Raw genomic sequence first — 25,758 nt, 5'->3', positions numbered from 1 at the left:
GCGATGCGCTCGATGTCACTTAAGAAAGCGAAAGAGATTATCCGACAACTGCATAAGAACGGTCATGAAGCTTATATTGTCGGTGGTGTCGTAAGAGATCAGCTTCTAGGAAGACCATTAGGTGACATCGATATTGCCACATCCGCAATTCCTGAGATGGTACAACGCATTTTCGAGAAAACCATACCTGTTGGAATTGAGCACGGTACGGTTATCGTCCGAATGGAGGGCGAGTCGTTTGAAGTGACGACTTTTCGAAAAGAAGGTGAATATGAGGATTTCCGACATCCATCCGAGGTTGTATTCCATGATTCAATCGAAAAGGATCTCTCAAGGCGAGACTTCACAGTAAATGCAATGGCACTATCCTCTGACGGAAAAATTATTGATCCATACAGCGGAAAAGAAGACTTGGCCAATAAACTTATTCGTGCAGTAGGAAACGCAGAGGACCGGTTTCAAGAAGACCCATTAAGAATGATGCGTGCATTAAGGTTTATATCAACATTAGGATTTCATCTCCACCAAGATACTCGATTAGCTTTGATCTCATGTGGACCATTATTAAAGAAAGTTTCAGTCGAAAGAATACGAGAAGAATTCACAAAGCTCTTATTAGGACGACATTGTGAACAAGCTCTTAAGTGTATTAAAGAAATGCGTTTAGATCCATTTCTACCTTCTGGTCCCTTTGCACTGACTTTCAACCAAGTAACGAAGTACGATTGGAACCATCTTGAGACAGCGGTAGAAAGATGGGCTGGCCTCTTGATTAGAATAGGTGTCGAACGCCCTTATGATTGGTTAAATGAATGGAAACTTCCTACTATACTACGGAAGCGAATATCCGAATTAGTACAAATTATTCGTGCAGAACCGGACTTCTCTTGTGATTTAACTTTATATCATTACGGGGTAGAACAGATGGTTTCTGCTTCGAACGTTAAACGATTCATGAACGAAGACCCTGGAGTTTCTGAAAAACATATTTTAAATCGATACGATCAGCTTTCACTGAAAGATAGGTCTCAATTAGCGATAGACGGTAATGATCTTATGGATATGGTCAAACGTACACCAGGACCATGGATAGCTGAAATTTTAGAAGAAATTGAACAAAGGGTTGTTAAGGGAGAGGTTAAGAACACCTTTCCGGATATTAAGGAGTGGATAAACGAATGCAAACGACCACTAGAGAGCGATTGATTAGCCTACTTTCAGACTCAGATGACTATATATCTGGACAAAAGCTGAGTGAAATTATTGGATGTTCACGAACGGCAGTATGGAAACACATCGAAGAGCTTCGAAAGGAAGGCTATGTCGTTGAAGCGGTTCAAAAAAGAGGGTATAGAATAACGGTACGTCCGAATAATTTACACCCTGGTGAAATAAAAAATCATCTAAACACAGAAAAAATTGGACAAGTGGTCCATTTTGAAAATACGGTTACGTCTACCCAAGAAATCGCTCATAAGCATGCACTTAACGGTGCTGAAGAAGGAACAATCATCATTGCGGATGAACAAACCGTCGGCCGAGGACGTCTTGGTAGAGCCTGGCACTCCCCTAAAGGAAGTGGGGTTTGGATGAGTATTATTCTACGTCCGAACATACCACCTCAAAAAGCGCCACAGCTCACTCTTCTAGCAGCAGTTAGTGTTGTTCAAGGGATTGAAGAAGTGACAGGTTTATCCGCACAAATCAAATGGCCAAACGATATTTTGATTGATGGCAAGAAAGTTGTTGGAATCCTTACTGAGCTTCAAGCTGAAGCGGATCGAGTCAACTCTGTCATTATCGGTATCGGAATCAACGTGAATACACCGAAGGAAGCTTTTCCTAAAGATATTGAAACGATTGCAACTTCTCTAAAAGTGGAAAAAGGAGAAGAGATTGAACGAGCATATCTCGTCCGTGCAATCATGGAGAAGATGGAGAAGCTTTATCATATTTATCTAGAGCATGGGTTTGCTCCAATTAAGCTAATGTGGGAAAGTTCAGCAGCTAGCTTAGGGAAAAGAGTACGTGTACGGACGATAACAGGAGAGTTGTACGGAAAAGCGCAAGGTATTACGGAAGAAGGAGTGCTCCTTGTTGAGGACGATGAAGGTACCGTACACCGTGTTTATTCAGCAGATATAGAACTTCCCCAAAAATCGTAAAAATCTGCTATAATGGTCCTGTAGGCGGTATCGCAATGACGAACTGCACTCATTTGATGACCATCGTAACATTTAAAAGGTTTATAAAGTTCTGCCTTGATCCAAGCCATGGACATGGACAGAGGGATGAAAGTATGTAAGCGTTTAATCTCCTTCTTTCTGTATGTCTGAAAGAAGGTTTTTTGTGTGGAGAAACAACTTTCATCTTCCTCTGAAAACAAAGGAGGAGATCGTTTGAAACAGACAGTTGATTTTAAAAAAATGAAAGAAAATAATGAATCCATCGTTATGCTCACAAGCTATGATTATCCTAGTGCGGTCATGGCTGAAAAGTCAGGGGTGGATATGATCCTTGTTGGTGATTCTCTTGGAATGGTTGTATTAGGTTATGACTCGACGATTCCAGTAACAATGGCTGATATGATTCATCATACAAAGGCTGTAAAAAGGGGAGCCCGCGATACATTCGTCGTCGTAGATATGCCGTTTATGAGTTACCATGCATCAATTAGTGATGCCATGTTAAACGCTAGTAAGCTCATGCAAGAGGCTGAAGCGGATGCTGTGAAGCTTGAAGGAGCTGGTGAAGTCGTTCAAGTGATTGACAAGCTAACTCAAGCTGGCGTACCTGTCGTAGGGCATTTAGGTCTTACCCCGCAATCAGTTGCAGTATTAGGCGGTTATAAAGTTCAAGGTAAAGATGCCAAAGCCGCTCAAAAATTAATAGATGATGCATTGGCGGTTGAACAGGCGGGTGCTTTTGCCCTTGTTCTTGAATGTGTTCCAAAACAATTAGCTGAAGCTATTAGTGAAAAACTTTCGATTCCGACCATCGGAATTGGAGCTGGTCGAGAAACAGATGGCCAAGTGTTGGTATATCATGATTTAGTCGGTTATGGATTTCATAGAGTTCCTAAATTTGTTAAACAATATACCAGAGTTTCTGATCAAATTGAAGCTTCCATACGATCTTATGTGGAAGATGTTAAGGAGCAAAAGTTTCCAGAGGATAAACATAGCTTTACGATGAAAGAGGAGCAACTCGCCTCCTTATATGGAGGGAAAGTATGAAAGTAATACGTACTGTCAACGAGATGCAACAATACATGAGGAAAAGAAAGCAACAAGGTGACACCGTTGGGTTTGTGCCGACTATGGGCTATCTTCATGAAGGTCATTTGTCATTAATGGATTATGCGAAAGAACAAAGTGATTTCGTTGTCACAAGTATATTTGTAAATCCGTTACAATTTGGTCCGAATGAAGATTTTGATCAATACCCAAGGGATTTTGAGCGTGATGAACAACTTGCAAGAGAGCATGGAACGGATCTTCTTTTCTATCCTTCTATTGAAGAGATGTATCCAAAGAATGATGGCGTAATGTTAAAAGTTCACGCTAGGACAGATGTGCTATGTGGAGAAAAGCGTCCTGGACACTTTGATGGGGTCGTGACCGTTTTAACAAAGCTTTTTCATATCATTCAACCTGATCGTGCTTTTTTCGGCTTAAAGGATGCCCAGCAGGTTGCGATTGTTGACGATTTAATACATTCGTACTTTTTCCCTATCGAGCTCATAGGATGTCCAACCGTTCGAGAAGAGGATGGACTTGCAAAGAGTTCAAGGAATGTAAACCTAAGTGAAAGTGAACGTGAGGAGGCACCGAAGTTGTATCAGCTACTTCTACATGCGAAAGAACAAGCTGTTAATGGTGCCGATCCTAAGGTTGTTGAAGGTGATTTATTGAAAGGTTTGAAGGAAGTACGATATGGTCATGTGGATTATGTCCAAATTCTATCGTACCCTGACCTTGAACCTATCAAAACGTTTCATCAAAAAACAATCATTGCATTAGCTTACAAATTCGAAAATGTACGATTGATTGATAATATAATTGTTGATGAACAGCATTGAAAGGGGAATGCACAACCATGTTTCGCACAATGATGAAAGCGAAAATTCATAGAGCAAGAGTTACTGAAGCAAATTTGAACTATGTAGGGAGTATTACGATTGATGAGGATATTCTTGATGAAGTAGATATGCTTCCAAATGAAAAGGTTCAAATCGTAAATAACAATAATGGCGCACGCCTTGAGACATATATCATTCCTGGTGAACGCGGGAGTGGGACGATTTGTTTAAATGGTGCAGCTGCAAGGCTTGTACAAGAAGGCGATGTAATCATCATACTGAACTATACGATGATGACCGAGGAAGCAGCAAGAGAGCATCAGCCTGTTGTGGCCATTATGGATGAGAACAACCGAATTATTGAGAAAATATCAGCCGAACCTGCTTCGACAATCTTGTAAAATAAAAGATCGATCCAACATTGGATTGATCTTTTTCATTTGCGAACGATAGCCGGAATTTGTAGGATCGATTATAGGTTTCATTGGAGTCTCCATTGCAGAAACCCGAATGGAAGCGTAAAATAAGAAGAAGTGATTTAGGATAACTTTATCCCTAGGGCGTAGAATCGACGTAGTGGAAAAGTGTAAGAAATCAGTATAAGTGCACAAGCTTGTTACTACGGAAGAATTGGCATCGCACGAAGGAAAAGTATACTTTTTCGAGGAACTAAGGCTCAGCTACGCTTTGCCAAGTTTGCTTTATACGTGAATAGGATAACTTTTCCCAAAGGTGTAAGATCGACGTAGTGGAAAAGTTTAGGAAATCAGTATAAGTGCAACTAAGGATCAGCCTTCGCAAGGCTTGGCTGAACCTAGTTTTCTTTATACGTGAATTGGATAACTTTTCCCAAAGGTGTAAGATCGACGTAGTGGAAAAGTGTAAGAAATCAGTATAAGTGCAACTAAGGCTCAGCCTTCGCAAGGCTTGGCTGAGCCTAGTTTTCTATATACGTGAATAGGATAACTTTTCCCAAAGGTGTAAGTTCGACGTAGTGGAAAAGTGTAAGAAATCAGTATAAGTGCAACTAAGGCTTAGCTACGCTTTGCCAAGTTTGCTTTATGAGGTGAAGGAACAATGAATAACCGCTATGTCGTGTTAGATTTAGAAACTACTGGACACTCTCCTAAAAATAAAGACCGAATTATTCAAATTGGTCTCGTTGTCATAGAAGAAAATGAAATTGTTGATCGGTTCTCCTCATATATAAACCCAGGCATACCCATTCCAACATTTATCACTTCATTGACTGGCATTAATGGTGAAATGGTTGACGATGCACCACTTTTTGAAGATGTTGCACCAAGATTATTAAAGATTTTAGACGGTGCGTGGTTAGTGGCGCATAATATAAAATTTGATCTTGGGTTCTTAAATGCTGAACTTGAGAAAGCAGGTTATTTTGAATGGAGAGGCATGATGTTAGATACAGTTGAGCTCACTAGAATGCTCATGCCAAACCTTGATTCTTATAAGCTCTCGCAACTATCTGAATCGTTGTCCTTAGCGCACGAGAACCCACATCAAGCGGATAGTGATGCCGAAGCAACCGGACACCTGCTTACGCAATTAATAAACAAGCTTAACGAACTCCCATTGCTCACTTTGCAACGTTTATTACCACTTGTGAAGGGGATGCATAGTGATGTGGCTGAACTTGTTCAAGATCAAATTGATCAGAAGCTCGTACAGCTTGAAGATGAGGAGCCTCTCTTAGAAACGTTTCGGCAGCTTGTCCTAAAAAAGATGAATGAGAATGGACTAGACCAAGAATTGATAGATGATTCTATTTCACATCATTCGATAGAGGAACAGCTTGAAAAGTCATTTCCGAATTATGAAAAACGAGCGGGCCAGGTCAAAATGATGGACGTAGTTGAACAATCTTTGACGGATGGCCAGCATGCACTTATTGAAGCAGGTACAGGCATTGGAAAGTCATTAGGGTATTTGATTCCTGGTTTAATCAATGCTAGAAAAACGGGTAGACCACTTGTTGTAAGTACGCATACGATTCAGCTTCAAGAACAGCTGCTTGACAGAGATATTCCATTACTCCAGAAAATGGTTCCTTTTGAGTTTAAAGCGACTGTGTTAAAGGGGCGTAATCACTACTTATGTTTACGCAAGTTTGAACAGCAGCTTGATGAGATATATGACAATAATTATGATGTGTTGCTAGCTAAAGCACAGCTACTCGTTTGGCTGACAACGACCGAGGAAGGCGATATTGAAGAATTGAATCTCCCTTCAGGTGGACAGCTATTTTGGCATCAAGTAAAGAGTGATGCAAATTCTTGTCTTAACCATAAATGTCCTTGGTTTTCGAGGTGCTTCTATCACCGTTCGAAGCGAGAAGCTCACGATGCAGATATTATTATTACGAATCATGCCCTTTTATTTACAGACTTAGTGAATGACCACGCTTTAATTCCGGCTTACCAAGAAGCAATTATTGATGAGGCCCATCATTTAGATGATGTGGCAAGTGATCATTTTGGTCTTCAAACAGACTATTTTTCTTTCCATCGGTTAGTTGAAAGGTTAGGTACATCTGAAGATCTAAACGTGAACATGTTGCTTAAGCTAGAAGGGGTTTTAAAAACAGCAGACGTAGCGTTTAATAAGGGACCTTTTATTGAAAATCTCAGAAATTTGAAGATGGAAATCGACCAACTCTTTAGTATGATGAAATCCTATGTCACGTCTAAAGGTCAAAAAAAATCTGAGGTAGGTAAAATCAATTTCCGCTTCACGATTGATCAAATAGATCCTAGTTGGTATCAAGAATTAAAAGAGGTTTTCGCAAGATGCCAGTTAATGATCAATGATTTACTCAAAGATCTAAGAGACTTGATAAAGAAAGCACAAAAAAAAGAAGAGCATTTGAATGTTCAGCAAAAGGGAATACTTGTTGATTACACAGGTTTGATTAACCGAATAGATGAAGAGCGAAATACATTAGCCCATATGCTCTTATCCAACAATGAAGAGGATGTTTGTTGGATCGAAACAGACTCTGGTGGAGCCAAAAATGCGATCTCTATTTTCAATCAGCCAATTGATATTTCAGACCGGTTATCTTCTGATTTCTTTGCAAAGAAAAATAGTATTATTCTTACATCAGCAACGTTAACGATTCGTGATCGTTTTACTTTTGTAAGGAAGCGGCTTGGAATGGACGAAGACACGCTTACAATCCAACTTCCGTCACCATTCGACTATAAGAACCATTCGAAAATTATGATCCCTACTGATTTACCAATGATTAAGGATGTATCAACGGATTCATATGCTTCCACCATTGCAGCCTCAATTAATCGGATTGCACATATAACGGATGGCCGAATGCTCGTGCTATTTACAAGCTATGACATGTTAAAGAAAACGTACTTTGCCTTTAAGGAATACGCTGAACCTGAAGACTTTTCACTGATTGGTCAAGGGATTGATAGCGGGAGTAGAGCAAGACTTACGAAAAATTTCAAGCAGTTAGATCGTGCTGTGTTGTTTGGCACGAGCAGCTTCTGGGAAGGTGTCGATATACCAGGAAACGACTTAACCTGCTTAATCATTGTTCGTCTACCATTTAACCCGCCAGATAATCCTGTGATCGAAGCAAGAAGTGAACAGCTACGAAAGCAAGGGAAAAGCCCTTTTATGGAGCTCTCTCTCCCACAAGCAATCATTCGGTTTAAGCAGGGTTTTGGTCGGTTAGTCCGATCTTCTACTGATAAAGGAGCAGTATTTGTGTTTGACCGTAGGATCGTGACAACAAAATATGGTAATTTATTTCTACGATCACTACCTGACGTCCCTGTCCAACAAGGGACCGTTGATGAATTATTAGATGACCTAAAATACTTTATCGATTAAGAAATGTCTTACAGCATACACTAGCATTAAGAACACCGTACAATCGGAGGGATCGCTCGTGTATGCAAAGACATTGATGGTGTTTTGCTTATTTTTATTTATGTTAGTCATCAGTACAATTCCGGTTGAGAATGAACCGGTTCTTTTTATGGCGACGGAAACGGAAGGCAATGCCATTAAAGACTTAGACTTGAATTTGAGTAAAAAAGATATCGCAGTCTCATTTCTTGAACTCGAGAGTGGTGAGGCAACCCTTTTACAAGATAGTAATGGGCGAAGCATCTTAATTAATACTGGTGGTAAACAATCTATTGACAAATTCAAGCAACAAATGAAAATATTCAACGTCAATCAACTGGATGCTGTTTTTCTAACGAATATGGAGAGTCAATATACCGGGAACCTTGAATGGCTTTTGAAAGAGAATAAAGTGAAAGAGGTCTATGTATCTGAAACGATGATAGATAATATTCATGGCATGTTCGATTTGAAAGATGTAAAAGTAAACGCACTCACAGTTGGATTGAGGATGAAAATATTCAACAAAATTAGCCTCACTGTACCCTATATAGAGTCAAGGAAAGATTATGATCTTGGGGGGCTAACGATCTCGTTGAAATATGGGGAACATACATTTTTGTTTATGGGTGTTTCGAATGCGAAGGCAGATCATGCGCTTATTAAGAGTGGACGTTTAAATATTTCTTTACTTAAGGTTGGTGGATTCGGTCATTACTTTGGCACAAGCGAAGAATTGATCCAACATATCAACCCACAGGTTGCGGTTATCTTCAAAAAAAGCGAATATACACCTAGTGACGAAGTATTGAACAGATTGGATAATCATTGGGTGGAAATTTTGAAGCCATATGATCAAGGTATTGTCATGGTTAAGTGGAATGATCAGGCGTATGAAATTACACAAGTTCCGTTATCGACACCTGAAATGGCGTCTGTTTTGAAATAGGTGTTGAAATACATTATGATATAGTTGAAAATAACAACTAGGATTAGACTAGTGCTATTGTTTGGTTATGATTGAAATTTACAAAAAAACTATAAAAAAAGGGGTGCCCCGATGAATCTAAATGGGTCACCCTTAAAAAGTGTAGGGAAGGAAAAAATACAGCCAAACAATGACTGCTTTTCGTTTGATATCTATATTCTACCCATAAACAAAATTGCTTATGAGTTGTAAATAAGAAGAAATAATGGGGTGATCAAGTAATGGAAAGCAAAATAGAAATTGTATCAACAGTGAAAGTTCAGTTTTCTGCGGACTTGTATAAAATAGTTGATGCGTTAAATCGAACATTGAAACACGACGATATGATGTTTGGGTTAGCGCTAGATCCAGAAGATCACGATAAAATGGTATTTACCATCTATCGTACATAGGTGATAAAATGAAGAGAATATTATGGCTTTCAGGAATCTTTGTATTAGGGACCTTTATCCTTGGCATTTCTTATTATTATTATGTGTGGAATGAACACGGAGATGAGCAGAATAAAAGTATTGCATATGCGAAAAACAACTACGAAATAAGTGATGTAATTGAAGCCAATCATTACTATGGATCATATGGGGCTTTCGATGTCATATCTTCTACGGTCAATGGGAAGAAAACATTTATATTCGTACCATTGGACAAAAAAGGTGAAAGTGTCAGCATTAATGCTGAAGATGGATGGAGTAAACAAAAGGTAAGCCAATACGTCCAACAGGAGTTACAACCCGATCATCTCATTTCAATTAATTTAGGGTTGGAGAAGTATAAAGAAACATCTTCTTTTACGCCTGTATGGGAAATTGTTTATAAGAACAAAGGGAATCAATATACGTTCCACTACATTCGATTTGATGATGGAACGTTCTTCAAAACATATAAAATGAAACAATCGTGAACCATTCTAATTCGTGGAGGTCGTAAAATGAATTTAGCAAAGCGAGTAAAAGCATTGACACCATCAAGTACATTAGCAATCACAGCAAAGGCGAACGCATTAAAAGCAGAAGGTCATGACGTAATTGCGCTTGGAGCAGGGGAACCTGATTTCAACACGCCGATCCACATTATTGAACATGCAGAAAAAGCAATGCGAGAAGGAGGAACGAAATATACGCCTGCAGGCGGTCTTCTCCAGCTAAAGAATAGTATCGTTCGAAAACTTCAACAAGATCAACAGCTTGAATATGATCCAAGTGAAGTAATTGTAACGACTGGTGCAAAGCATGCTCTATATTCATTATTCCAAGTGTTGCTTGACGAAGGGGATGAAGTAATTGTCCCTACACCTTATTGGGTAAGTTATCCTGAGCAAGTCAAATTAGCTGGTGGAAAACCTGTACTCGTAGAAGGAAAAGAAGAAAATGGCTTCAAAATCACACCTGATCAGCTTGAAAAATCAATTAGTGAAAACACGAAAGCAATGATTATTAATTCACCATCTAATCCAACGGGTGCAATTTATTCAGAAGAAGAGCTAGAAGCACTAGGTAAAGTATGTGTGGAGCACGACATTTTAATTGTTTCTGATGAAATTTATGAAAAGCTCACTTATTTCGGTGAGAAACATACATCAATCGCGCAATTGTCTGAAGAGATCAAAAAACGCACGATGATCATTAATGGCGTATCTAAATCTCATTCAATGACGGGATGGAGAATCGGGTATGCAGTTGGGGATCGTGATATTATCCAAGCAATGACGAACTTAGCAAGTCATAGCACATCCAACCCAACTTCAATTGCACAGTATGGAGCGATTGCTGCCTACGACGGTCCGCAAGAACCTTTACAAGAGATGAAAGAAGCATTTGAAGGACGTTTGAACAAAGTATACGACGAGCTTGTGCAAATACCAGGGTTTAAATGTGAAAAACCAAAAGGAGCATTTTACCTTTTCCCTAATGTAACAGAAGCAGTTAGGTTAACAAGATTTGAATCTGTCGACAAATGGGTAGAGGCTATCCTAGAATATGAAAAAGTAGCACTCGTACCAGGAAGTGGCTTCGGATCACCAGATAATGTCCGTTTATCATATGCAACATCACTAGAGGTGCTTGAAGAAGCATTGGATCGTATTAGAAGCTTCATGGAGAAGCACCAAAAATAGGAGTCGGTTGTGTATCGCCTCTCGATTATGTACAATATAAAAAGCTGAACAGAAGATCATTAATATAGGTTCTTATTGGGTGGAGGGAATAGTGTGAAAACCACAGTACAATTGTTAAAAAATCATATCGACGAAGAAGTGAAAATTGGCGCATGGCTAGCAAACAAACGCTCAAGCGGAAAAATCGCTTTTCTACAATTACGAGATGGAACAGGATTCGTTCAAGGCGTAGTTGTGAAAAGTGAAGTAGAAGAAAGTGTTTGGAATGACGCAAAATCAGTCACGCAAGAATCAAGCCTTTATGTGACAGGTACCGTACAAAAAGATGATCGCTCTCCAACAGGAGTTGAGCTAGTCGTTTCGAAAATTGAAGTCATCCATGAAGCGGTAGACTATCCGATAACGCCAAAAGAGCATGGCACTGAATTCTTGATGGACAACCGCCATTTATGGCTACGATCTAAGAAGCAGCATGCGATTATGCGAATACGAAATGAAATCATTCGTGCTACATATGAATTCTTTAATAAAGAAGGATTCTCAAAAATAGACCCACCGATTCTCACAGGGAGTTCTGCTGAAGGCACGACTACGTTGTTCCACACACGCTATTTTGATGAAGACGCATATTTATCTCAGAGTGGACAACTTTACATGGAAGCAGCAGCGATGGCATTTGGTAGAGTATTTTCATTTGGTCCTACATTCCGTGCTGAGAAATCTAAAACACGTCGTCACTTAATAGAGTTTTGGATGATTGAGCCGGAGATGGCATTTGTTGAACACGATGAGAGCCTTGAAATACAAGAACAATATGTTTCTTACTTGGCAAAATCGGTACTAGAAAATTGTAAAATTGAATTGAATACATTAGGTCGAGATCTTTCCATGTTAGAAAAAATTCAAGCACCTTTCCCACGTATCTCTTATGATGATGCGATTAAACTCCTTAAAGAAAAAGGGTTTGACGATATTGAGTGGGGAGAGGATTTCGGAGCTCCGCATGAAACGGCTATTGCTGAAAGCTTTGATATGCCTGTATTCATTACGAATTATCCGAAAGATATAAAGGCATTTTACATGAAGCCAGACCCTGAGCGTGAAGATGTTGTTCTCTGTGCGGATTTGATTGCTCCTGAAGGTTATGGTGAAATCATTGGTGGTAGCCAGCGAATCGATGATTTAGAATTGATGAAGAAACGTTATGAAGAGCATGACCTATCTCCAGAAGCATATGAGTGGTATTTGCAGTTGCGTAAATATGGCAGTGTACCACATTCAGGATTCGGACTCGGACTTGAACGAACAGTCGCCTGGCTTTCAGGCATCGAACACATCCGGGAGGCAATACCATTCCCACGTTTGTTAAATCGCTTATATCCATAAAGAGAATCCGCCTCCGTAATTGGAGGCTTTTCTTTTTTATGGAGATAAAGGCTTAATCCCAACATATCTCGAGTAGAAAGATAGAATAAGTTGTGAATACGGCTAAAATACCGCTGTTGACCATTTTGATTTGTTATAATGTATGGGAGGTGTAAGAAATGAAAAAAGAGAGTTTTATCAATTGGATGGATATGGGTAATATTTCAATCCCTAATGCATTGTTAATGAATTATACCCGCTTGGGTCTAGATGAACAGGAAATGATGGTGTTGGTACATATGCATTCTTTCATCGAATCCGGAAATTTCTTTCCGACTCCTGGCCAGCTTTCGGCAAGAATGACGATATCTGCACAACAATGTATGCAAGTGCTTAGAACATGCATACAAAAAGGCATGCTGAAGATTGAAGAACAGGAAGACACCGTTCAAAGGATTTATTCGGAAACGTATACACTCCGTCCTCTTTGGGAAAAAATGATTCGCCTGTTGGACGAAGAAAATGTGGAGCAACAACAAGAGAAACAGCAACACGAAGAGATGCAAATCTACACATTAATGGAAAAGGAGTTCGGTCGTCCACTTTCCCCAATAGAATGTGAAACGTTATCAATGTGGTTAGACCAAGACGGTCATGAACCGTCAATTATTGTTGCTGCACTTAAGGAAGCTGTTCTTTCAGGAAAGTTAAATTTCAGATATATTGATCGAATTTTATTTGAATGGAAAAAGAATGGTGTCCGAACAGTAGATCAAGCCAAACAATATGGTGAGAAATTTAGACAACAGCGCTATAAGCGGCCTAACACAAATAATACGAGCAATAATGACTCAGAAAACAAAGATTTCCCTTACTATAATTGGTTGGAACAATCCTAATAAAGGATGAGATAGATCATGTTAACTAAAAAACAAATTCGAGAAGTACTAGATGAAATGGGGAACATGTTTCCCGAAGCGCATTGTGAGTTGACTCACTCTAATCCATTTGAGCTAGCGATTGCTGTGCTGTTGTCTGCACAATGTACAGATGCTCTCGTAAATAAAGTGACGCCTGGTTTGTTTCAAAAATACAAATCACCAGAAGATTTCTTAGCCGTTCCTCTTGAAGAATTACAGCAAGATATCCGATCAATCGGTTTATATCGGAATAAGGCGAAGAATATTAGAAAATTATCTGAGATTGTTATCCACAAACACGGTGGAGAGATCCCTAAAGATCGTGATCAGCTAGTTGAACTGCCAGGAGTAGGGCGCAAAACAGCAAATGTCATTGTTTCGGTTGCTTTTGGTGTACCTGCCATTGCTGTAGATACCCATGTTGAACGCGTTTCTAAACGATTAGGTCTTTGCAGATGGAAAGATAGCGTATTAGAGGTTGAAAAAACTTTGATGAGAAAAATACCAGAAGAGGAATGGTCAGAGACACATCATCGCCTAATCTTTTTCGGCCGGTATCATTGTAAGGCACAAAGACCACAATGTACGGTTTGTCCGTTGTTGTATTTATGCCGTGAAGGACAAAAACGTATGAAGAAAGTAAAAGAGAATGTCTGAGAAATGTATAGGTATCCCTAGCTCATTTCAAAATACATTCTTTTTTCCATGCGATCATTTATGCTACTGCAGTGATAAGAACTTACTAGAACTAGCGGAAACTCCTTTCTTAGTAGACATATTGGTTATGATGGACAAACGCAATAAGGATGAAGTTGACTTTAACAAACTGGTTCAACACGTCTTTAAACTTTGGAAAGTCCAGAAAGTTGAAATATCAAAACACTTTAAAGCACGTGATCGAAAGTCAGCTAAACCTTTGATGATAGAGGGGATCGGTTGGTTTGTTAATTTAATGTTCTGGACGAATGATCAATTGCTGACTAGATTAACCGAGATTACTGATGACGCTGCCCATTTACTACTAAAACCAGTGAACGCTAAAGAACGTCTTTCCTATATTTTTCAATTCCCCGATCAATTCCATGCATTCATCCAACTATCTGAGCTTTATGAAGAATTAGAGAAGCAATGGTACATTGCGATTCGAAAAAAACAGCATATAGACAAGAAATGAACACATAGGATAATAGCATGACTACGCCGGCGGGAGGGGTTGTTCATGCAAATCCATGTTGTTAGACAAGGTCAATCATTATGGGGGATTTCTCAGCTGTATGGTATACCGTGGCAAAATATCGTTGAATTAAATGGGCTCGAAAATACCGATCAACTAGCAATAGGTCAGACGCTACTCATTCCAACTCGAAATAAGTATACAGTACAACCAGGAGATTCTTATTTTAGTATTTCACAAAAGACTGGCGTCTCAGTTACGGAGCTCAAAAAGGCGAATGCTCAAATAGAAGGTTCTGTTCTTTATCCCGGTCAAGTTTTAACAGTCCCAGCTAAACCTAAGACAACGACACTTGTAAATGCTTATGCAGAGCCCTATGAGAAATCGGTAAATAATGCGAAAACAGCAGGAGATACACTAAGTTGGTTATCTGTATTCAGTTATCATGTTGATGCAAAAGGTAATCTAAACCCACTCGATAATGATCAATCTTTAATAGACGTAGCAAAAGCAAACAATGTTAAGCCTGTTATGACCATAACGAATATTAAAGAAGGTGCTGAATTTGACACTGAGCTCGCCACAACCATCTTAAGTAGCGATCAAGTTCAAAATACACTCATATCCAATATCGATAAAGAAATGAAAGCGAAAGGTTATAAAGGGGTAAATGTGGACCTTGAGTTTTTAGGGAAAGAAAATAAAGAACGCTATAATAATTTCTTAAGAAAACTAGTGAAAAAAATGAAACCACAAGGGTATGTCGTTTCTACAGCTGTTGCACCTAAGGTAAAAGCAGACCAAAAAGGTGTCTTATACGAAGGTCATGATTATAAGGCACATGGTGAAATCGTCGATTATGTGGTCATCATGACATATGAGTGGGGATGGAGCGGAGGTCCTCCAATGCCTGTGAGTCCATTACCTGAAGTTGAAAAAGTTCTCAAATATGCACTTACAGAAATTCCAAAAGAAAAAGTAGTGATGGGTGTCAATTTGTATGGGTATGATTGGACATTACCTTATGTTGAAGGTGGTAAATTTGCAAAAGCGCTAAGCGTACCCCAGGCGACAAGGCTAGCCTATACAATGAAAACAGAAATTCAGTACGATCAAGATTCACACGCACCCTTCTATACGTATTATGATAAAGAAGGGAAAGAGCATATTGTATGGTTTGAGGATCTGAGAAGTATGGCTGCGAAATTTGAATTGATAAAAAAGCTTGGAATTGCTGGGATGTCATTTTGGAATCTTGCTTTTCCATATACACCAATTTGGTCATTAATTAAAGACCGGTTTAATGTAAAAAAGTAAAATAACATAAAGAAGGACTGACAATTGTCAGTCCTTTCTTTACAGCTATTACGCTGCTTCTCTTGAGTTAGTAGGGGGTAGGCTTATACCTAATGGACCCGAATCGTCTTCGTCTCCTGAGTCTCCATCTCCGGAATCTCCTGAACCATCGTTACCTTCTCCAGGTTCGTTACCCGGCTCACCGGTATCTCCACCGTTTTCACCAGGTGTTCCTTCGTCACCGGAGCCTGTATCTCCCTCTTCATCGTTAGCGTCTTCATCTTTCTTATCTTTCTTATCTTTTTTATCCTTTTTGTCTTTCTCTTTTTCATCTTGTTGATCAGTCGTCGTTACCTCAACCGTTGCAGGTTCACTTTCCTTGCTATTCTTTTCATCTACAGCAACAACTGCAAAGGTAATCGTTGCGCCAGGAGATAGGTTTTCGACAACGAGTTCAGTCTCCTTTTGCTTCGTTAATTCTTGGAATCCACTTCCATCGATCGAATACATAATCTTAAATGTAATACCTTTCTCAATCATTTCTTTTGGATACTTCCATTTGAGTTTAGCTTCCTGTTTCTTTTCATCATAATCAGCTTGTAAACCTTGAGGTGACTCTAGTTTAAAGAATTCTTCTGAAACATCAGGTAGGCTAGTGCCTTTAACCGCTAGCTCGCGAATAATTTTATCTTTAGGCGTAAATTCGCTAGCTCGTTTGCCAGTCCCTTTTTCAATGTTTACTTCGACTACTGACTTCGGACGTTTCCAGTCAGAATTTTTCAAATCTGCACTTGCTTTCTCCATCACATAATCGAAGATCAGCTTGGAATAGTCATCCGTGTCTCTCGTTAAGTATAGTGGATTACCTTCTTCATCTGTTTTACCGTTGTACCCTGTCCAAACCGCCATGGAAAGTTCAGTTGAGTATCCAGCAAACCAAGCATCTTTCGTCTGTCCTTCGAATTCAGGTCCTTCATCTTTACTAAAGTTTGTTGTACCTGTTTTACCGGCAACCGGGAACTTCAAATTCACGTGATCTTTTGCTGTTCCTTTCGTGATAACATCCTTCAACATATCCGTAACCATGTATGCTGTGTAGTCCTCCATAACAGGGTTAGGATCTGCTTCATGCTTAATTTCTCGACCATCAGGGAATTTGATTTTAGTCACCGTGTAAGGTTTGTTGTAGACCCCTTCATTACCGAATGCAGCATATGCAGCTGCCAGATCCATAGGTGACGGGCTCTTTCTGAAACCACCGATGGCATAAGCAGGGCTATAATGTTTGTCTTCAATTTCGATCCCGAGGTTTCTTGCAAATTCCTTGGACTGATCCGGATCTACCTCTTGCCATGTACGAATAGCAGGTAGATTGTATGATTCATACAAGGCTTTACGTATCGACATATCGCCATGATGCTTATCGTCGTAGTTGTGAAACTCATGTCCATCGACAACAAGTTTATCATCACTGACTTCCTTGAACGTTGGCCATTTTAAGAATTCTATCGCTGGTCCATAGTCTAGGATAGGCTTGATCGTTGAACCTGGTTGACGCGTATCCATTTGGGTTGCGTAAAAGGCACTTGAAGTACTCTTTCTACCACTACCAATCGCGCGAACTGCACCTGTTTTTGTATCAGTAACCACGAGTCCACCTTGTAAGTTTTCCTCTTTAATAATGTTGTTTGTATAAAGCGCTTCTTGTACAGCTCTTTGAGCATTTGGATCTAATGTAGTATGAATTTCTAAACCAGATGTGTAAACTTCTCCAGTATCTTCAAATCCAGCCATTTTTGCTGCATCTTTAACGACTTGAGCTTTAAATGTCTCAAATGAATCTTTTTCAGATTCAACTTCGTTCTTACTCACATAATCTGCGACTTTAATGGCTTTCGCTTTATTCATTTCTTCCTTCGTAATATATCCGTATTTCTCCATTTGAGAGAGTACTACATTTCTGCGTTTTTCAGCTTTCTCAGGATTTTCTAAAGGATTATAAGTAGAAGGTGCTTTTGGCAGTCCAGCTAATAAAGCAGCTTCATGTAGTTCTAAGTCTTGAATATCTTTATCAAAATAAGTCTTTGCAGCAGTAGCCACACCATTCGCACGTTGACCATAAAAGATTTTGTTCAAATAGATTTCGAATATTTGATCTTTAGAGAAGCGTTGTTCAAGCTTAATGGCAAGATATGCTTCCTTAATCTTTCGAGTTAATTTCTTATCGTGCGTTAATAATGTATTTTTGATAACTTGTTGGGTGATCGTACTACCACCTTGAGAACCAAATCCACCAGTCACGTTCGCAACTGCTGCGCCACCTATTCGACGGATATCTATTCCAAAGTGGTCATAGAATCTGACATCTTCTGTAGCAATGACAGCGTCTTTCATGACTTGTGGAATTTCATCGAAATTAGCTCTTATTCGTTTTTCATCATTATTGAGCATTCCGAACTCGTTTCCATCCTTATCAAATATCTTTGAAGAAACAGGTGTTTCAAGCTCTTTAGGATCGAGTTCTGGTGCCTGGCTAATCACAGCGAAAACAGCAATTGCACCAGCTGTGACGCCAATTAGTCCGAGGACAATCAGGATCGATATAATCCTTTTCATCATACTTTTGTCCGGCTTATTCGGTCCTTTTTTGTTTTTCGTAGAAGACGATTGCTTTCGTCTTTGTTGTCGAGAATTGTAATTATCACTCATCGTTGTTCCTACCTTTCTAAACGATACATACCGTCATAACATTCGAATGAAACTCACTGTTTATTACCCCTTAAACATCTGGGAAAAACAATTCGTCAATGATTTTTAAATAATCAATTCGTGGGTTGAATCCCAATTGGATCGGGCTTCCAAAGTTCTCGAAGTAAGATTTAGGAATTGATTTCCGACCCCCGTTTTGTTGGCCATCCCAAAAATCGAATAAATGCTTCGCATCTAAAAAATAAATGTCTTGAGTGCTTTTAAAATGAACTAAAATAAATGAAATACCATCCTGTTTAATCACCCGTTTCATGTGATCAATTTGATGCTGGTGGAAGTTAGTTAACGGAAAGGATGTTTTGTTTCTTGTTTCCTTTGCCTCGAAGTCTATATATTTTCCCCTATATACACCGTTATAATCCGTTGTTGAAGGTTGTTTGAAATAGGCTTCTTTAATGACCGCAGCACTTCTTTTCGGATAATCCACTGAAACGATTTGTACAGGAGTAGGTTTTTTGTGAATAACTGACTTGCCAGACTGCAAATAATAGGAATTGGAATGGTTGATATCCTCTTCAAATGTCATCCCGCGGTTAGCGTAAGACCTTTCATCTTTCGTTTCTAGTTTTGATGATGAAGATGTAACAGGCCGCTGGATGGATTCGGTTGATTTTCGATTCGGATAACGGAAATTCAAATGGTTCACCGCCCTTCCAACATCATAATTAAGTCAATCATCTATCATTCTAGACGATTGGAAATAGAAATGGTTTCATCTAATCAATAATTTTAATCTTACGAAACACATGTATAAAAATATACCACATTTACGGTGAATGTCGAGTAAAGCGAGTAGGGTTTACGAACTTATGTTTGTTGGAAGGGGACATTTATGAAAAGAAGCTCGTTTATGTCAGAAGCAAACCGTCGTTTCCAGACAGATCAACTTAGCATTGAATCGATCCTTATTGAGTATATCAACCGTCAAACAAAAAAGTGGAACGTAGATAACATCTCACGAACACTCGCCTATCAGTCTTTTTATCGTCATAATAAGGAAATTCTTTGGCCGTTTCTTGCGAGTATGGTTTCGCGAAATGCAGGCTGGAATATGACAGACTTACAAATATATGAATTTCGTCAAATTTTATCACCTGAAAAGAGATATTCCATATTTCAAACATATGAACGCGCAAATTGGCTCATCTTCTCGGACGCTTATCCGCAGCTATTGTTATATGAAGTATCTAAACAAATAGGAGAACCACTTTTTCATTTGTTAGATGAATTTAACGTTTCATCGTTCATGAAAAAAGAGTGGGAGACTTATTGGCTTGATCGAGATCAGAAAAGGATTGATCAAGCACTGATTATTAATGAACAGAACGTCATACAATTACCGGTTATAGAAAATGACGAATTAGATCAAAAAGTGCTATCCACAGTCCCATTTTGGTTACAGGACAGATTTCATTTTAGTACTGTTCTATTCCCTACAATACAAGGTGAACTGTACGGGTTATCGGTTCATGGTTTCAAGAAGTTAAAGAACCGCATTGCATTAGGGAAGAGGTTGTTGAAGATTTTGTCGGAACACGATCTAAGGCAGGCAATTTGTTTATTCGCACAACGTACTGAACCTACTGGTGCAAGAGTGGATTATGAACAGTATTTGCAACGAGTGAGGAGAGGACACCGCCTTCCTTTAAGAGTGATGTATCCGATTATCAACCATCATAGGAGACCATCTGAAGATTGGTCAATAGATCGTCCGCCGACTAAACAATATTTTAAAGATGTGGAACTACCCAAAAAGATCAAGCTGAACGATTGGTATGAACATAAAAGATTGGAGTTATATATGCTTAGTAAGTTAACAACACTTTAAGGAAAATTTCGAAAAAAGCAAACAAGACCCAGTAGAAAACGCTACTTGGTCTCGTAAAATTGCAGGAAGGATCAAACATGCGCCGGACACTCGATTTATGTGGCAGGCCGATTAGGTCCCTCTAGCTTCTTATCACCATAACCCGTCTGTTTTTCTTGTTGTGTGTGCTTTTGATCACCTTTATTAGGTCCACGTCGTTTCGTCAAATGAATCACCTCCTAAGGATTAGTATGGTATTCAAATGATTGACTATACAGTCCTTTATCTCTGTCGAATTCAAGCGTATTTTTGATAATTCCACTTTCTTTGCCGAACGGATACTAGTTTTGTCATGCCTAAAGGGAAAAGGTAAAATCCCCTAGAATAGGTAACATACTATTAAATCGGGAGGTCCGTACTATGGATAAATTGGTGAAAACAAAAGTGGTATCAAAAAGACTTAATGTGAATCCGACGACCATCCAGCGCTGGGTGAAGTATTTTGATATTCCTTGCCCGAAGAACGATCACGGACACTATTTATTCCGACAAGTTGACATTGAACGGTTAGAAGAAATACAAGTACTGTTGCAACAAGGGTTACAAATGAGTGATATTAAACAGCAAGAGGTGGCTGATGTTAAGCCTCAAAATAAAAAGGGCGATGGTTTGAAAGAAATGGATGCGTATTTCCATCAAATGCAAGAACAGTTGAATGGATTGGAGTCCAAAGTATCTCAGAAAGCGGATGAGGTTCTTTCTTACCAAGTGATGCAACATAGAAAAGATATGGATCAGATGGCCACTCGTCTAACGGAGCTTGAAGAGAAAATGCTTGTCTTAGAGGAACAATTATTACTACAAGTAACTGCTACCAATGAAATTCGAACAGAATTTAATCCTACTATGAAGACAAGAAAGCGCAACTGGCTCGTCAGTTTATTTACAATGCAATAAATAAACATAAAGGATAGCGATCTTAGACCTCATTTGATACGATGTAAGGTGTGGGGTGAAAGAATGACTATAGATCAACAAAGACTAAAAACATTGACCAAAGAACTAAGAGACTTAAACAATCAAGCTTATGTTCAATTTACGGAAGATACATTACGTGAAGACTATGAAGTTGACTTTTATGGGCAAGTAAAGCCTTTCGCTGACAAAGTCCAGACTTTAGCAGATGAATGGAAGCCCTTAGCAACAAAATGGGCATTAGCTGAGAAACCTAAATATGTGTATCCAATACAAATTAAAGATACTCATGAAAACATGACGATTGCTGCTGTCCAAGCATTTCAAAAGGATACAAAGGAAAAACGCTTTATTGCGATGACGAAATCAATAGAATATATCCTCGAATCTATCGAGGAACAAGTGTAAAGGAAGCTTGGATGGAAGAAATATTTTCATTCAGGCTTTTTATATCATTAAATTGTAATACCGTTTTTCGGACATGACCTCTTATAGGTCTGTTATAATTGGTACAGCAATACAAGAGAGGGCGTGGCGCGTATGATGGAGTTTCTTTATTTTCCTGAAGATAAGACAGAATATATTCCCTCTGTCACTATGTTAATCATATTTATGGCAGCGGCGATCATAGCAACTATACTTATCCGTAAGCATTCTGCAAAAGAATTGACGAAATTTGAACAAGAGCATCAAAATCATAACGTTGATGAGAATACAAAGAAGAATGATTCTCAAGAAAATCAATAATGGCAAGGGCTGACTGAAATAGGCAGCCTTTTATTTAAAAACGATGTTAAAATTTCACGTACCGTACTAATCAACTTATTTTAAGAATCACCTGATTTAATATAACGACGATCTTTCATGAACAGACGCCAAAAGTATATGAATCCAGGAATTAGAATAGCAAAACCAACGATATAAGATACGAAGAGTGCTCTAAACATGTTAGGGTCTGTAAAGCCTGATTCAATTGTAACAATCGGGTAAACGATATATGGCAGATGACTGACGCCATAGGCATAACTTGCTAATAAATATTGGATGACGATACCGATAACGGCAATCCGAGGAATACGTTTTTTGATCCATAAGACTCCGTAACTTAGTGCGAAAACAACAATAGAAGCAACTAACCAAGCCAATTGATTCATCATGTTCTCATACAGCCAATTTGCTTCAACCTTAATAGCTAACATAATTAATAATGCAAATAGCAAAACGATTGGGCCAAGAATTTGAGCATCTCTTCTGTAAATGATAAATGCTTCGTCATCTCCTGCAACATTGGAATAATCTGATAGTAGGAGAGAGGACAAGAAAAGGGTACTTGAAATAGCGAATCCAAAGAAAGCGTATGTACTCCAATTTTCTAACAAAGCAACAAAACTTAGACTTTCAATACCTCCAGTTGTTTTAATATAACCACCATGGGAAATCGGTAATATTAGAATGAGTAATCCTGGGATCAGAAAACCAGAAATACCTGATACATACGTTAGAAATTTCTCATATTCTTTCGCAGTGTGGGAAAAGACGAGAAAGGCACTCCTTAGTGCAAGTAATAATATAACAAGACTACCTGGGATTAACATGACAGTTCCTAAAGTGTAGGTTGCTCCCGGAAAGAAACTGACCAATGCAACAACGATAAGTACGATAAACACATTGGTTACTTCCCAAGAAGGGGATAGATACTTGTTCGCTATTCGAGTGGCACGCATTTGTCGTTTACCTAAATAAATCATAGACCAAAAACCTGCACCAAAGTCAATGGTGGCCGCAACTGCATAGATGAAGACAAAAATCCAAAGTAATGAAATAGCCAGTAAAGAATCTGTCAAAACGAATCCTCCTATTCTTTAATACGTGCGAGTTCTTGTTCTATTGGATGGCGCCTGAAGTAGTATCTTAATACAAGTACTGTAGCAACCATCAGGATAATATAGATGATGATAAATAAAATGAATAAAGTACCTAGATTGGTAGCGGTCGTTACGACATCTTCCGTTTTGAGAATTCTATAAATGACCCAAGGCTGTCTCCCAGTACATGCGAAAATCCATCCAAACTCTATAGCTAGCATGGCAAGTGGACCCGCAGATATGAATAGTGTCATTAGCCACTTTGGAAACCTGTCTTTCTTGAAAATATGACGGTAGGTGAATCCAACAATTGAAAGGAAGATCAACATCGTACCTATGCCCACCATTGCATTGAATAATGTATGTACAAATAAAGGGGGCCATAATTCTTCTGGATAGTCGTTTAAACCTTTCACTTCTGTATCAAATCGATCTCCTGCAAGAAAGCTAAGTGCCCAAGGAATTTCTATACCCCATTTAACTTCTTGTGTTTCTCTATCTGTAAAGCCACCAACTGCAAGTGGCGCATATCGCTGTGTTTCGAACAACCCTTCTGCTGCCGCAAGCTTTTCTGGTTGATACTTATGAAGAAGTTGTGCGCTTTCATGACCGTTAATTGCTGTTAACAAAGAGAATATTCCGCCGATAACAAGTCCAAGCATTAAAGCTTTTTGATGATACTTATAAGTTCGATTTTGTTTTCGTTCTTTCCACATTTTGAAGGCAGCGATGGACGCAATTACGAAAGCACCTGTCATAAATGCAGATACAGCTACGTGGCCACCTGTCACAAAAAAGCTTGGATTAAAAAATGCAGCCCAAGGATCAATATCTACAAATTGTCCATTCTCAATTCTGAATCCGGCGGGTGTTCCTTCAAAGGCATGGACATTGGTAATTAGTATTCCCGATGCAGCTGCACCAACAAATACGAGGAAGACACTTAATATTCTCATGGTTGGTGTCAAACGGTCTGCAGCATACACATAAATAGACATAAAGAGAGCTTCAAGGAAAAAAGCATAGATTTCAATTTGAAAAGGTAGTGCGATGACTCGTCCTACTACCTCCATAAAGCCTGGCCATAATAGGGATAGCTGAACTCCCGCTATCGTACCTGTTGGTATAGCAACGCCAAGCAGAACTGCAAACCCCTTTGTCCATCGATTTGCCATGATAGCATAATCTCTATCCTTAGTTTTCTGATACATAATTTCTGCAATCAAGATCATAAGTGGGATGCCAACACCCAGTGTCGCATAAATGATATGTACACCCATCGTGGTGCCGAATAAAGACCTTGCAATTAATAAATCGTCCATGTGTAAAGTCCTTTCAACGTAATAGTTAATGGGAGAGACTTTATTATCATGAACATAAAAGTGTTTATTATGCGCATAGAAAAAGGAGTTGTCCTAATGGTCAGCTTTCACCAGCATACTAGTCAGCCCATTTGGTGGTGGTATTTAAAACAGGAATTTTCACGTACCGTATTGAATAGAGGAAATACTACGCAAACAGAGAATTTGGTAGAGAAGAGAGAGGAGGGTCAAGATGGGAGAGTACTTGTACAAATTGATCCCGTATCGTAAGGATTTTATAGATACGATTACCGCTGAAGAAAATCAAATATTAAGTGAGCACTATTCATATTTGGAGCAATTACTTGAGACGAAGGAGTTGGTGCTCGCAGGTCCTTGCTTAGATGGATCATTAGGTATTGTTATCTTAAGAACTCAATCATTTGAACGTGCAGAATCACTTATGAATGAGGATCCGAGTGTTGTAAAAGGGGTTATGAGCGCTTCATTGCACCCTTACCGTGTATCGTTAATGCAATCTGAATAATGAAAATAAAAAGGAGGGAAAGGTTAAATGAAGAATTTTAGTAGCTTTGAAGAATTTTGGCCATTCTACTTACAGCAGCATGCTAAACGAGCCACTCGTGCTTGGCACTTTGTAGGAACGAGTTTAGTGTTCGTTTGCCTAGGTGTAGCATTATTGACCATGAACTACTGGTTCATTCTATTAGCACCTATATTGGCTTATGCTTGCGCATGGATTAGTCATTATTTTATAGAGGGGAATAAGCCAGCCACGTTCGGGCATCCGCTTTGGGCATTACGAGCTGATTTTAGAATGTTCGGGAGTACGTTAACAGGGGGGATTCATAAGGAATTAGACAAACATTTGTCCAATAATAAATCAGCTTCCTAATAAATCCAGTTCCACTTTATTCCATAATGTCACTTTCGACTAGTTGATGTACTTCTTCAATCAACTGAGCAGGTGGGATTTGCAAATGCTTAGCGATAATAAAAATCGTTTTTACAGTTGGAACTCTTCTCCCACGTTCTAAAAGACTGATGAAAGATCGATCAAAACCGGTCTGTTCAGCAAGTTTGAACTGGGAGATCTTTTCAACAGTCCTATGTTTACGGATTACTAATCCAATCGCTTGTTCAAGCTTCATCAATTTATCCTCCAAGATCCCCTATAAAATTACAGCGG

26 protein-coding genes are annotated in these 25,758 nt (G+C 39.0%); 21 read left to right on the top strand and 5 right to left on the bottom strand.

Annotated features, from left to right (window positions below; translation table 11 throughout):
- The first annotated feature begins 12 nt into the window (after window positions 1-12).
- The 15 genes from L2716_RS07420 to L2716_RS07350 all read left to right on the top strand — a co-directional run bounded on the left by L2716_RS07420 (window position 13) and on the right by L2716_RS07350 (window position 15,852).
- Window positions 13-1,206 (top strand): CCA tRNA nucleotidyltransferase, encoded by a 1,194-nt coding sequence (locus tag L2716_RS07420; RefSeq protein ID WP_236333254.1) that lies wholly within the window; start codon window positions 13-15, stop codon window positions 1,204-1,206.
- Complete coding sequence (locus L2716_RS07415; protein ID WP_236337823.1) at window positions 1,179-2,165, top strand: biotin--[acetyl-CoA-carboxylase] ligase; 987 nt, start codon at window positions 1,179-1,181, stop codon at window positions 2,163-2,165. Before L2716_RS07420 ends, L2716_RS07415 begins: the two co-directional genes overlap by 28 nt.
- 234 nt (window positions 2,166-2,399) lie before the next feature.
- Window positions 2,400-3,236 (top strand): 3-methyl-2-oxobutanoate hydroxymethyltransferase, encoded by an 837-nt coding sequence (gene panB, locus L2716_RS07410; protein ID WP_236333252.1) that lies wholly within the window; start codon window positions 2,400-2,402, stop codon window positions 3,234-3,236.
- Window positions 3,233-4,081: a pantoate--beta-alanine ligase gene (gene panC, locus L2716_RS07405; protein WP_236333250.1), complete on the top strand. Its 849-nt coding sequence runs from the start codon at window positions 3,233-3,235 to the stop codon at window positions 4,079-4,081. Before panB ends, panC begins: the two co-directional genes overlap by 4 nt.
- Window positions 4,082-4,098: 17 nt before the next feature.
- Window positions 4,099-4,482, top strand: coding sequence for an aspartate 1-decarboxylase (gene panD, locus L2716_RS07400; RefSeq protein ID WP_236333248.1), 384 nt, complete (start codon window positions 4,099-4,101; stop codon window positions 4,480-4,482).
- Window positions 4,483-5,158: 676 nt separating this feature from the next.
- Complete coding sequence (dinG, locus tag L2716_RS07395; RefSeq protein WP_236333246.1) at window positions 5,159-7,957, top strand: ATP-dependent DNA helicase DinG; 2,799 nt, start codon at window positions 5,159-5,161, stop codon at window positions 7,955-7,957.
- A gap of 58 nt (window positions 7,958-8,015) precedes the next feature.
- On the top strand, window positions 8,016-8,924 hold the full coding sequence (locus L2716_RS07390) for a ComEC/Rec2 family competence protein (protein WP_236333244.1): 909 nt from the start codon (window positions 8,016-8,018) through the stop codon (window positions 8,922-8,924).
- Between the two features lie 260 nt (window positions 8,925-9,184).
- A complete protein-coding gene (locus L2716_RS07385; RefSeq protein WP_236333243.1) occupies window positions 9,185-9,355 on the top strand; it encodes a YpmA family protein in 171 nt (56 codons plus the stop codon).
- Between the two features lie 8 nt (window positions 9,356-9,363).
- Entirely contained in the window at window positions 9,364-9,864 is a 501-nt protein-coding gene (locus L2716_RS07380; RefSeq protein ID WP_236333241.1) for a hypothetical protein, read from the top strand.
- 27 nt (window positions 9,865-9,891) lie between these two features.
- Window positions 9,892-11,076 (top strand): pyridoxal phosphate-dependent aminotransferase, encoded by a 1,185-nt coding sequence (locus L2716_RS07375; RefSeq protein ID WP_236333239.1) that lies wholly within the window; start codon window positions 9,892-9,894, stop codon window positions 11,074-11,076.
- 93 nt (window positions 11,077-11,169) lie between these two features.
- A complete protein-coding gene (gene asnS, locus L2716_RS07370) occupies window positions 11,170-12,462 on the top strand; it encodes an asparagine--tRNA ligase (RefSeq protein ID WP_236333237.1) in 1,293 nt (430 codons plus the stop codon).
- A 158-nt stretch (window positions 12,463-12,620) separates the two neighbouring features.
- The gene (locus L2716_RS07365) at window positions 12,621-13,340 is read left to right on the top strand and encodes a DnaD domain-containing protein (protein ID WP_236333235.1); all 720 of its coding nucleotides are present in this window, start codon (window positions 12,621-12,623) and stop codon (window positions 13,338-13,340) included.
- Window positions 13,341-13,358: 18 nt separating this feature from the next.
- Window positions 13,359-14,018, top strand: coding sequence for an endonuclease III (gene nth / locus L2716_RS07360; protein WP_236333233.1), 660 nt, complete (start codon window positions 13,359-13,361; stop codon window positions 14,016-14,018).
- Between the two features lie 130 nt (window positions 14,019-14,148).
- Window positions 14,149-14,535, top strand: a complete 387-nt coding sequence (locus tag L2716_RS07355) for a YpoC family protein (protein WP_236333231.1) — start codon at window positions 14,149-14,151, stop codon at window positions 14,533-14,535.
- Window positions 14,536-14,580: 45 nt separating this feature from the next.
- Window positions 14,581-15,852, top strand: coding sequence for a glycoside hydrolase family 18 protein (locus tag L2716_RS07350; RefSeq protein ID WP_236333229.1), 1,272 nt, complete (start codon window positions 14,581-14,583; stop codon window positions 15,850-15,852).
- A 48-nt stretch (window positions 15,853-15,900) separates the two neighbouring features.
- On the opposite strand, the gene L2716_RS07345 is transcribed toward L2716_RS07350, so the two are convergent.
- Window positions 15,901-18,540 (bottom strand): penicillin-binding protein 1A, encoded by a 2,640-nt coding sequence (locus L2716_RS07345; RefSeq protein ID WP_236333227.1) that lies wholly within the window; start codon window positions 18,538-18,540, stop codon window positions 15,901-15,903.
- A gap of 70 nt (window positions 18,541-18,610) precedes the next feature.
- Window positions 18,611-19,237, bottom strand: a complete 627-nt coding sequence (gene recU, locus L2716_RS07340) for a Holliday junction resolvase RecU (protein WP_268963960.1) — start codon at window positions 19,235-19,237, stop codon at window positions 18,611-18,613.
- 195 nt (window positions 19,238-19,432) lie between these two features.
- Between recU and L2716_RS07335 the strand changes: the two genes are divergently transcribed.
- The 4 genes from L2716_RS07335 (at window position 19,433) to L2716_RS07320 (ending at window position 22,129) form a co-directional block, all read left to right on the top strand.
- Entirely contained in the window at window positions 19,433-20,428 is a 996-nt protein-coding gene (locus L2716_RS07335) for a DUF2515 family protein (RefSeq protein ID WP_236333226.1), read from the top strand.
- A 399-nt stretch (window positions 20,429-20,827) separates the two neighbouring features.
- Window positions 20,828-21,364 (top strand): MerR family transcriptional regulator, encoded by a 537-nt coding sequence (locus L2716_RS07330; protein WP_236333224.1) that lies wholly within the window; start codon window positions 20,828-20,830, stop codon window positions 21,362-21,364.
- A gap of 63 nt (window positions 21,365-21,427) precedes the next feature.
- Window positions 21,428-21,790, top strand: coding sequence for a YppE family protein (locus L2716_RS07325; protein WP_236333223.1), 363 nt, complete (start codon window positions 21,428-21,430; stop codon window positions 21,788-21,790).
- A 132-nt stretch (window positions 21,791-21,922) separates the two neighbouring features.
- Window positions 21,923-22,129 (top strand): hypothetical protein, encoded by a 207-nt coding sequence (locus L2716_RS07320; protein WP_236333221.1) that lies wholly within the window; start codon window positions 21,923-21,925, stop codon window positions 22,127-22,129.
- An 80-nt stretch (window positions 22,130-22,209) separates the two neighbouring features.
- Here the strand turns inward: L2716_RS07320 and L2716_RS07315 are convergent, their stop codons facing one another.
- Entirely contained in the window at window positions 22,210-23,226 is a 1,017-nt protein-coding gene (locus L2716_RS07315) for a cytochrome d ubiquinol oxidase subunit II (protein ID WP_236333219.1), read from the bottom strand.
- 11 nt (window positions 23,227-23,237) lie between these two features.
- Window positions 23,238-24,569, bottom strand: a complete 1,332-nt coding sequence (locus L2716_RS07310) for a cytochrome ubiquinol oxidase subunit I (protein WP_236333216.1) — start codon at window positions 24,567-24,569, stop codon at window positions 23,238-23,240.
- Window positions 24,570-24,801: 232 nt separating this feature from the next.
- On the opposite strand from L2716_RS07310, the gene L2716_RS07305 reads away from it, so the two are divergent.
- A complete protein-coding gene (locus L2716_RS07305) occupies window positions 24,802-25,095 on the top strand; it encodes a YciI family protein (RefSeq protein WP_236333214.1) in 294 nt (97 codons plus the stop codon).
- A 27-nt stretch (window positions 25,096-25,122) separates the two neighbouring features.
- Window positions 25,123-25,464 (top strand): Mpo1-like protein, encoded by a 342-nt coding sequence (locus L2716_RS07300; RefSeq protein WP_236333213.1) that lies wholly within the window; start codon window positions 25,123-25,125, stop codon window positions 25,462-25,464.
- 16 nt (window positions 25,465-25,480) lie between these two features.
- Here the strand turns inward: L2716_RS07300 and L2716_RS07295 are convergent, their stop codons facing one another.
- Complete coding sequence (locus tag L2716_RS07295; RefSeq protein ID WP_236333211.1) at window positions 25,481-25,720, bottom strand: helix-turn-helix domain-containing protein; 240 nt, start codon at window positions 25,718-25,720, stop codon at window positions 25,481-25,483.
- Window positions 25,721-25,758 lie beyond the last annotated feature (38 nt).

Origin of the sequence: Pseudalkalibacillus berkeleyi (assembly GCF_021608225.1) — a bacterium.
Taxonomy (GTDB): domain Bacteria; phylum Bacillota; class Bacilli; order Bacillales; family Fictibacillaceae; genus Pseudalkalibacillus; species Pseudalkalibacillus berkeleyi.
The sequence above is the reverse complement of the archived record's forward strand: the minus strand, read 5'-3'. Positions and strand labels throughout refer to the sequence as shown.

Coding starts and splice junctions, on each gene's coding strand:
- L2716_RS07420 (WP_236333254.1), top strand. CDS start 13: ATGTCACTTAAGAAAGCGAAAGAGATTATCCGACAACTGCATAAGAAC.
- L2716_RS07415 (WP_236337823.1), top strand. CDS start 1,179: ATGCAAACGACCACTAGAGAGCGATTGATTAGCCTACTTTCAGACTCA.
- panC (WP_236333250.1), top strand. CDS start 3,233: ATGAAAGTAATACGTACTGTCAACGAGATGCAACAATACATGAGGAAA.
- panD (WP_236333248.1), top strand. CDS start 4,099: ATGTTTCGCACAATGATGAAAGCGAAAATTCATAGAGCAAGAGTTACT.
- dinG (WP_236333246.1), top strand. CDS start 5,159: ATGAATAACCGCTATGTCGTGTTAGATTTAGAAACTACTGGACACTCT.
- L2716_RS07385 (WP_236333243.1), top strand. CDS start 9,185: ATGGAAAGCAAAATAGAAATTGTATCAACAGTGAAAGTTCAGTTTTCT.
- L2716_RS07380 (WP_236333241.1), top strand. CDS start 9,364: ATGAAGAGAATATTATGGCTTTCAGGAATCTTTGTATTAGGGACCTTT.
- L2716_RS07375 (WP_236333239.1), top strand. CDS start 9,892: ATGAATTTAGCAAAGCGAGTAAAAGCATTGACACCATCAAGTACATTA.
- L2716_RS07365 (WP_236333235.1), top strand. CDS start 12,621: ATGAAAAAAGAGAGTTTTATCAATTGGATGGATATGGGTAATATTTCA.
- nth (WP_236333233.1), top strand. CDS start 13,359: ATGTTAACTAAAAAACAAATTCGAGAAGTACTAGATGAAATGGGGAAC.
- L2716_RS07355 (WP_236333231.1), top strand. CDS start 14,149: ATGGACAAACGCAATAAGGATGAAGTTGACTTTAACAAACTGGTTCAA.
- L2716_RS07350 (WP_236333229.1), top strand. CDS start 14,581: ATGCAAATCCATGTTGTTAGACAAGGTCAATCATTATGGGGGATTTCT.
- L2716_RS07345 (WP_236333227.1), bottom strand. CDS start 18,540: ATGAGTGATAATTACAATTCTCGACAACAAAGACGAAAGCAATCGTCT.
- L2716_RS07335 (WP_236333226.1), top strand. CDS start 19,433: ATGAAAAGAAGCTCGTTTATGTCAGAAGCAAACCGTCGTTTCCAGACA.
- L2716_RS07330 (WP_236333224.1), top strand. CDS start 20,828: ATGGATAAATTGGTGAAAACAAAAGTGGTATCAAAAAGACTTAATGTG.
- L2716_RS07325 (WP_236333223.1), top strand. CDS start 21,428: ATGACTATAGATCAACAAAGACTAAAAACATTGACCAAAGAACTAAGA.
- L2716_RS07320 (WP_236333221.1), top strand. CDS start 21,923: ATGATGGAGTTTCTTTATTTTCCTGAAGATAAGACAGAATATATTCCC.
- L2716_RS07310 (WP_236333216.1), bottom strand. CDS start 24,569: ATGGACGATTTATTAATTGCAAGGTCTTTATTCGGCACCACGATGGGT.
- L2716_RS07305 (WP_236333214.1), top strand. CDS start 24,802: ATGGGAGAGTACTTGTACAAATTGATCCCGTATCGTAAGGATTTTATA.
- L2716_RS07300 (WP_236333213.1), top strand. CDS start 25,123: ATGAAGAATTTTAGTAGCTTTGAAGAATTTTGGCCATTCTACTTACAG.
- L2716_RS07295 (WP_236333211.1), bottom strand. CDS start 25,720: ATGAAGCTTGAACAAGCGATTGGATTAGTAATCCGTAAACATAGGACT.